5 protein-coding genes and 1 pseudogene are annotated in these 6,849 nt (G+C 59.3%); 1 reads left to right on the forward strand and 5 read right to left on the reverse strand.

Annotated features, from left to right (window positions below):
- Positions 1 to 937 precede the first annotated feature (937 nt).
- Positions 938 to 1,714 carry an SDR family NAD(P)-dependent oxidoreductase gene (locus Q2941_RS50065; RefSeq protein ID WP_458197319.1) on the forward strand — a complete coding sequence of 259 codons (777 nt, stop codon included), beginning with the start codon at positions 938 to 940 and terminating at the stop codon, positions 1,712 to 1,714.
- A 104-nt stretch (positions 1,715 to 1,818) separates the two neighbouring features.
- Here Q2941_RS50065 and Q2941_RS50070 read toward each other — a convergent pair whose 3' ends face one another.
- The 5 genes and pseudogenes from Q2941_RS50070 to Q2941_RS50090 all read right to left on the reverse strand — a co-directional run.
- The gene (locus tag Q2941_RS50070) at positions 1,819 to 2,028 is read right to left on the reverse strand and encodes a hypothetical protein (RefSeq protein ID WP_458197320.1); all 210 of its coding nucleotides are present in this window, start codon (positions 2,026 to 2,028) and stop codon (positions 1,819 to 1,821) included.
- Positions 2,029 to 2,555: 527 nt separating this feature from the next.
- Positions 2,556 to 3,742, reverse strand: a protein-coding gene (locus Q2941_RS50075; protein WP_458197323.1) for an IS3 family transposase whose coding sequence is annotated in 2 segments (ribosomal slippage) — positions 2,556 to 3,487 and positions 3,487 to 3,742 — 1,188 coding nt in all. Because the reading frame shifts where the segments join, the coding sequence is not laid out codon by codon here.
- A gap of 252 nt (positions 3,743 to 3,994) precedes the next feature.
- Complete coding sequence (locus tag Q2941_RS50080; protein WP_458197321.1) at positions 3,995 to 4,744, reverse strand: bestrophin-like domain; 750 nt, start codon at positions 4,742 to 4,744, stop codon at positions 3,995 to 3,997.
- Positions 4,745 to 4,778: 34 nt separating this feature from the next.
- Positions 4,779 to 6,101 carry a TAXI family TRAP transporter solute-binding subunit gene (locus Q2941_RS50085; RefSeq protein WP_458197322.1) on the reverse strand — a complete coding sequence of 441 codons (1,323 nt, stop codon included), beginning with the start codon at positions 6,099 to 6,101 and terminating at the stop codon, positions 4,779 to 4,781.
- A gap of 211 nt (positions 6,102 to 6,312) precedes the next feature.
- A pseudogene (locus Q2941_RS50090) lies at positions 6,313 to 6,849 on the reverse strand (arylsulfatase); the annotation flags it as partial.

Raw genomic sequence — 6,849 nt, forward strand, 5'->3', positions numbered from 1 at the left:
ACGCCAGCGCATTCGAAATCCCATTTCAAGCCTAGCAACCTCATCTTTGATTTGGATCAATGCTCGTTCCTGTCGCTTTGATTCTGACGCGTCCTTTCGTCTCGGCCGTTGCCTGGGGGCGAGCGCTGCGGGCCGCAACCGGACTCATCCGGCTATGTACCGGCTCATGGTGCGCTGGCGTAGGGCGCGCGTACCTCATAAATCGTTCAGCCGCTTCCGCTCTCGGGCAAACCGGACATCGAGCCAACATCGCCGAATAACCGAATCTACCCTGGCTGCGTGAAACGCCGGACCCCAAAGCGGACATTGCGACGCAGCGCCGCTGATGATTCGAATTACACTGAGATTGACGTTCATCGAGCGAGTGCTGATGCTCCTTCATTGGCATCCAAATAGAGAAATGAAGGGGAACTGAAATGGATTCCTTTTCTGTTCCTCCAGAGCTGAAGGGGACGAAGGGCGACATCATGGCTGCCAGAATCGAAGTACCTATTCTTGCTGCAATAGTTTACGGGATTGTCGAATTTTTCCGACTGGGGTGGTCCCAAGACTACTACTTGTACACTTACGCTGCGGTGTTCTTGTGATCGCGCGCCAACATTTTGGCTTCTTGCGCGACGTCACTTCCAGACTCATGCAGCGCAGCAAATTGCGTCTCGTATTCGATCACTCGTCCGGAACAAGTTACGGGCTCATTGGGGCAACCCTGGTTTCCAAAGGCCCTCGATCATCAGCTTTGCGTTTGATTGGCAGCCCCGAGTGATCCACACGCAGCGGCAAATTCTCGACCTTCAGCGTAGCTAGAAAGAAGGGGTGCGGGCCAACGTTCTCCTGATGCGTTCCCGAACGTAGAAATGTCGCGAAACAACTTGCTGCGGCATTAGTTGCGGTCGATATTTCGAAGAAGCTGTGGGGTATCGCGAGCGGGAGAACAGCAATGACATGGAGCAACCAGGTGGCGGTCGTGACCGGTGGCGCGCGCGGCATTGGCCGGGCGATCGCGCTTCTCCTGGCCAAGCGGGGTGCCGCCGTGTGCGTCAACTACGCGGCGCGCGCGGACGCGGCCGAGCAAGTCGCGTCCGAAATTAAGGGCGAAGGCGGGCGCGCTACAACGGCGTGTGCGGACGTAGCGGACTTTCGCGCCGTCCAGATGATGATCGAGCGGGCCGAGGCGCAGCTTGGCCCGGTGACCATACTAGTCAACAACGCCGGAGTGTTCCATCAGGCAACGCTCGACACATTCGATTACGAACAGTTCGATCGCATGCGTCGCGTCAACGCGGACGGCACTATTCACGCGACCCGCGCTGCTATGGCGGGCATGCGCGCCCGCCGCTATGGCCGGATTGTCAATGTGGCCTCTATAGCCGCGATCGGAACGGCGCTGCCCGGCAATGCGTTCTACGCCGCGACAAAAGCGGAGACCGCGATATTGACGCGTCGCTTCGCGATGGAGCTGGGCGCTGACGGGATCACCGTAAACGCGGTGGCGCCAGGATTCGTCCGCACGGATATGACGCAGGGAATGCGCAGCGCCGACGAGTGGAAGGCGATCGAGAAGAGTCTTGCCGAGCGGACAATAGTGGGGCGCATCGGACAGCCCGCGGATATCGCTAACGCTGTGACTTTCCTTGCCGCTCCGGAGGCGGGTTGGGTAACGGCCCAGTTGTTAGTAGTGGATGGTGGAAGAATGGATTACATCGGACACGGCTAAGGCCGAACCCTCGCGCTCGCCCGAGAACACGGAACGGGCAGCAACTATCCGTCAAGATAGTGCGGCAAAGGTCCGTTGAATTGAACCTGCACGGCTGATGTGCCTTAGTCTTTCTCTTTGGAGGAAGGCTCCAATAGCGGGCGCGGGATTGTGACCCCTATCGTCTTTTCGATCTCGTTCGCCAAAACCCTGAAATGCTCGGCAAGTCTCGCGAACAGCTCTCTCTTCTTCTGGTCGGTTGCCAAATCGCGGATCATTTCGCATTCAGCGATCTGAGTGCGCAGCTTTTCTAGGTGCGCCTGCATATCCTTCATGGGCGCGTCTACTTCGGTGGCTGCAAGCCGGGCGAGTTAGCCCATTCGTCCAGATGTGCAGCGGTGTCGGCCTGCCGGGCTCTGCGCAGCATGTCGTCGCGCTCGATACCTGGTGGAAGCTTGGCTGCTTCGTCCCGGGCGTCCCGGGCGAACGCAGCAAGGCGATCTTGGAATGAGATGGATTGCTTGAAACAACGCCGACTTGTCATGGCGCGCTCCCTTTGTTCGAGTAAGGCGGGAGCGCAACCGGCGTTCTCAGTCACCGATAGAAGCCACGGACGGGGCGGTGATGAGATATAAAGGCATATTCCGGGAAAAATTTCTGTTCAGAAGTGCATACAAAACAAATTGGGACACTAATACCTCCGAACCAGGACACCTCGGGTCAAATACGGACACCACCCACCCGTGCACAGGAACAGATTGGCAATTCGAGAACCTGTCTTGAACCCGGCAGCGACGTGACGATGTCCACCTTGGTCATTCGCGACTGAGCCGGGCAGTGCTCGTGACCTTGCCCCCAGGTTTTATCCAGTCCTGAGTTCGCTCTGGCTGGTGGATTTACCCGGGGCGATGGTAGCGACGGGAGCTGGTGCGGAGCCATCGGCATAGCGCAGCGCCAGATCCCGTCGCGGGTTGCAGGTGAAGGCGAACTCGGATGGTGTTTTCCATCCGAGTTGCGAGTGGGGTCGCGTATCGTTGTAGTCGGCCCGCCAATGTCCGAGTTGGACCTTGGCCTGGGCCAGCGAAGTGAACAGCGTCTCGTTCAACAATTCGTCTCGGAGACGGCCATTGAAGCTTTCGATGAAGGCATTTTGCGTCGGCTTGCCGGGCGCGATGTAATGCCAGGCGACGCGGCTCTGATCGGCCCATGTCAGGATGGCGTTGCTGGTCAATTCGGTGCCGTTGTCGCTGACCACCATTTTGGGCTTGCCGCGCTCGATGATCAGCCGGTCCAGTTCCCGAGCCACCCGGGAGCCAGACAGCGAGGTGTCGGCCACCAACGCCAGACACTCGCGCGTGCACTCGTCGACCACGGTCAGGATGCGGAAGCGGCGGCCATCGGTAAGCTGATCCGAGACGAAGTCGAGCGACCAGCGGTCATTCGGCGCTATCGGCACCACCATCGGCGCCCTGGTCCCGAGCGCCCGCTTGCGGCCACCACGGCGACGGACCACGAGCCTCTCTTCCCGATAGAGCCGGAACAGCTTCTTGTGGTTGACCAGATAGCCCTCCCGCTTGAGCAGAACATGCAGGCGCCGATAGCCGAAGCGACGGCGCACCTCGGCGATCGCTCTCATGCGTTGGCGTAGGGCAGCGTCATCCGCCCGGGTCGTCCGATATCTGATGGTCATGCGGCAACAGCCGATGGCTTTACACGCCCGCCGTTCGCTCATCCCCTGGGCCTCCATGAGATGGGCGACAGCTTTCCGCTTCCCTGCGGGCGTCACCACTTCGTTCCCAGGAGGTCCTTCAACGCCGCATTGTCCAGCATGGCGTCGGCCAATAGCCGCTTCAGCCGCGTGTTCTCGTCCTCCAGCGTCCTCAGCCACTTGGCCTCCGAGACCTCCATCCCGCCAAACTTGGCTTTCCATTTGTAGATGCTGGCATCGCTGACGCCGTGCTTCCGGCACAAATCGGCAACCGACACGCCAGCCTCGTGCTCCTTCAAAATCCCGATGATCTGCTCTTCCGTAAAGCGGCTGCGCTTCATGCTCATATGGGCCAGAGCGAACTTCAATCTGGATTAAGTCCAGGGGGCAAGGTCACTCGCTACCAATCGATGTCCGCTTCGGTCCCGATAGCAACCGCTTTTGAGTAGACGCAGCAAATGACGCGAAGGGCCAGATTCGGACATCTCAGCACGACGCGCATCTTGATCAATTCGAAAAGCTGCAGCGGGTCGCGACGACCGAGATGGCAGTCGGGGCTTGCTCTGGCCGGCAACCCCGATCATGCGAAGGGCTTAGGGACTGAGCGGCGTGAGGGCGTTGCGCAGTGGCGCGCTGGAAATTTGCATCAAACCCGCAAATGGCTGGCCCAGCTCCAGGACTAGGTAGATCGCCCCGGCGGCCGACAGTGCAAAAACGAACAGCGAGCCGAAAACGGTTGCGTTGGGTTTGGCAAACAGGCCGAAGCTTCCAAAGATGATGGTGAGCCAGAAAATCAGCACCACCAGGAACGGCATAGGGATTGAGTTGTTCGTCTGTGCGAACAGCAGCAGGCGGGTCTGCGCAATGTCGGTGGCGATCTGTATGGCCCGGGCTTGCAGGGACCGCTGGGAATCGTTCTGCGGCGAAAGCTGCGGAAGCTTCGCAAAGAATGCGTCGCTTGCGGCGCTCGCCTCGAAGGGGTTCGCCTTGGCAATCTCGGAACTGTTCTCGCGCCACATTCGATCGGCTAAAACAATGATGCCGCGCCGTAACAGATTGCGTACGTCGTTCGTCTCCGGTCCGTACTGCGCCAGCAGATTGTCGAGCAGGACAACATTACTCGTCATCTGCGTGACTTGAGTGCTCTGCGTGTCGTAGGAACCCTTCGCCGAGGCGATCAGCAGGCCGAGGACAAGCGCGGCTATCGTCCCGATCAGGCCCGTGCCCAGCCTGACGACATCCTTGTCATCCGTGCTCAGGTGATGCCCAGGAAGGAACATACCGAGCAAGGCGCCGCCTGAGATGCATACAAACGTGATGCACGATACCGCGATTGCATTCATGATTCACCTGTGTCGCGACTTGGCGGTGTGTCGCCTAGGCGGCGGAGGCAACTGCGTGTCCCTTCGCGATCAATGTGCGTCGGTCGTGAATCAAGTTCTCCAGCCGGTGGGCTGCCACGTTCAATGTGGCATCATCCACCGCGCTCTCGTCTCCAGCAGCGGATTTAGCGCGCTCCGCCTTTAGAATGCCGTCGATTTCTTCTTCGATATCCGAAAGTTCAGCCTCTGTGTCGACTTTCCGAATCCGGCGCGCCAGGGCGTAGAGAGAATCGAGCGGGCCTTCGGTTGCGCGGTTGCCGACGCCCAGGAATTTCCACGCCGTCGCAAGCATGGTGGCAGCACCGCCCAGCACCATCGGCGTCAAATAGATCCAGTTGCCGTATTCATCCATGAAGCTCTGCGTGGTGCTGTTGTAGACGGCTGCCGCGCCAGGGTGCAGCGGAAGGTAGGCATCCTGGTCGGTGCTGGGCGCGGTGATCTGCGCGAAAATCGGCTGCTCGCGCAGAAGGTTCCTGCGCGCGCTCATGATCGCCTCCGTGAGGCTGGTTACCAGATCAGTGCCGAGCTTCTTTTGCGCAACCAGGTATAGTGAGGTCCTCAAGGTCGTCAGGTCATCTTCCGGGACCGGCGGCGATCCCCGCAGCGTGCCCTTCGGGACGTCGAAGCTTTCAAAGGCGCGTTCATTCTCTGCGATTGCCCCCGCGGACTCGATCGGGATCAGTACCGGAACCTTTTTATGGTCGAGCTGAAAAAATCCGCGAACGAGCGAGAGATATTTTTCGGCGAGCGGGATCGTGACAAGCAGGGCACTGACCTGTTTTGACTGAATGGCTTGCCGGACATCCGTCACAGCAAGGTTCTTGAACACAACTTTTGCGCTCGCCAGATCATATTCCTTGGTCAACACATCGACAACTTTAGCGTTCGCTACTCCGCCGACCACGCCGACCGTGTGTCCCTTCAGGTTGGCCATTTCGTCGATCGACGATCCCGGCGGCACGATGATCAGTACGACCATATGGCTGACGACGACGACGGCCTGCGCCTGCGACAAGTCGCCGACATCGCCGCGAACCACGGCCAGGTCGACCTTGCCCGCGGAGAAGGCGTTAGCCGCCTCAAGCGCGGTGCCGCTGTCGATAACCTTGAGCCGGACCGGCGCGTTCGTTGAAACGAGTTCGCTTGCCATGGCTGACATTGCCTGGGCTGCCTCGCCGTCAATCGAGCCGACCGCCACGGTAAGTGTTACCGGGCGGGTGTAGTACCGATAGCCAAGGAGACCTGCGCCTGCGGCAAAAACAGCGACTCCGATAAGCAGGAAAAAGCGAAGCCAGAGCGGCAATTTTATGGACATCATGCTCGTCACTCCTGACGCGCCGGCCGATGGACATCGCTGCATGCCTTAATTGCAGCGCGTACAACCGCAATACTAAAGCCGCTTTGCTCTCGAACTCGGACATTGCTCGATGCAGTCGGCATGTCTCAAACGTGCCACATCCGGACTATCGCAATATGTCCGGCACGGGCGCCTACTCAGCGCCCGTAAATGCTGTCCGGGATTGCGGTACCTAGTCCCTTGCTCTTTCGAGAGCATGCCGCATGAGCTTTTGTTCGTCACTCGTCATTTGCGTCGCGCCAAGCTTGTAGGTCAGCTTGTCGATCTTGCCGGTGAAGCGGAACGGCAGCTTGTAGCTGTCGTCCACCGCCGTGCGGGTATCGCTCCCGATGTCAAAGGTTTCGTCGATCGCCATAAGGAAGGGGATCGTGTGCGGGATCGTCTTCTTGGCTAACTGCTTGCCATCCACCGTCAACACACCGGTGCCACCCTTGCCCGGGCCGGGGCCGTCATACTTGAAGTCAAACACGATCGTGTGCTTGCCGGGCTTGAGCGCATCGCCAAACACATCGCGGCCTCCCACGCCGCCCTCCCAGCGATACCGCTCTAGATTGAGCAAGTTGTAAACGAAGACTGGCTTGCCTTTGAGCAGGTAGAGAGCATATCCGCCGAAGCGACCGCCGAAAGTGGCAATCATTCCTTCCGCGCCGCCCTGGGGGACGGTAATCTCCGCGGTGATGGTGTAATCCTTGTTGAGGATGCTCGGGGT

The organism is Bradyrhizobium sp. UFLA05-153, from assembly GCF_054185185.1.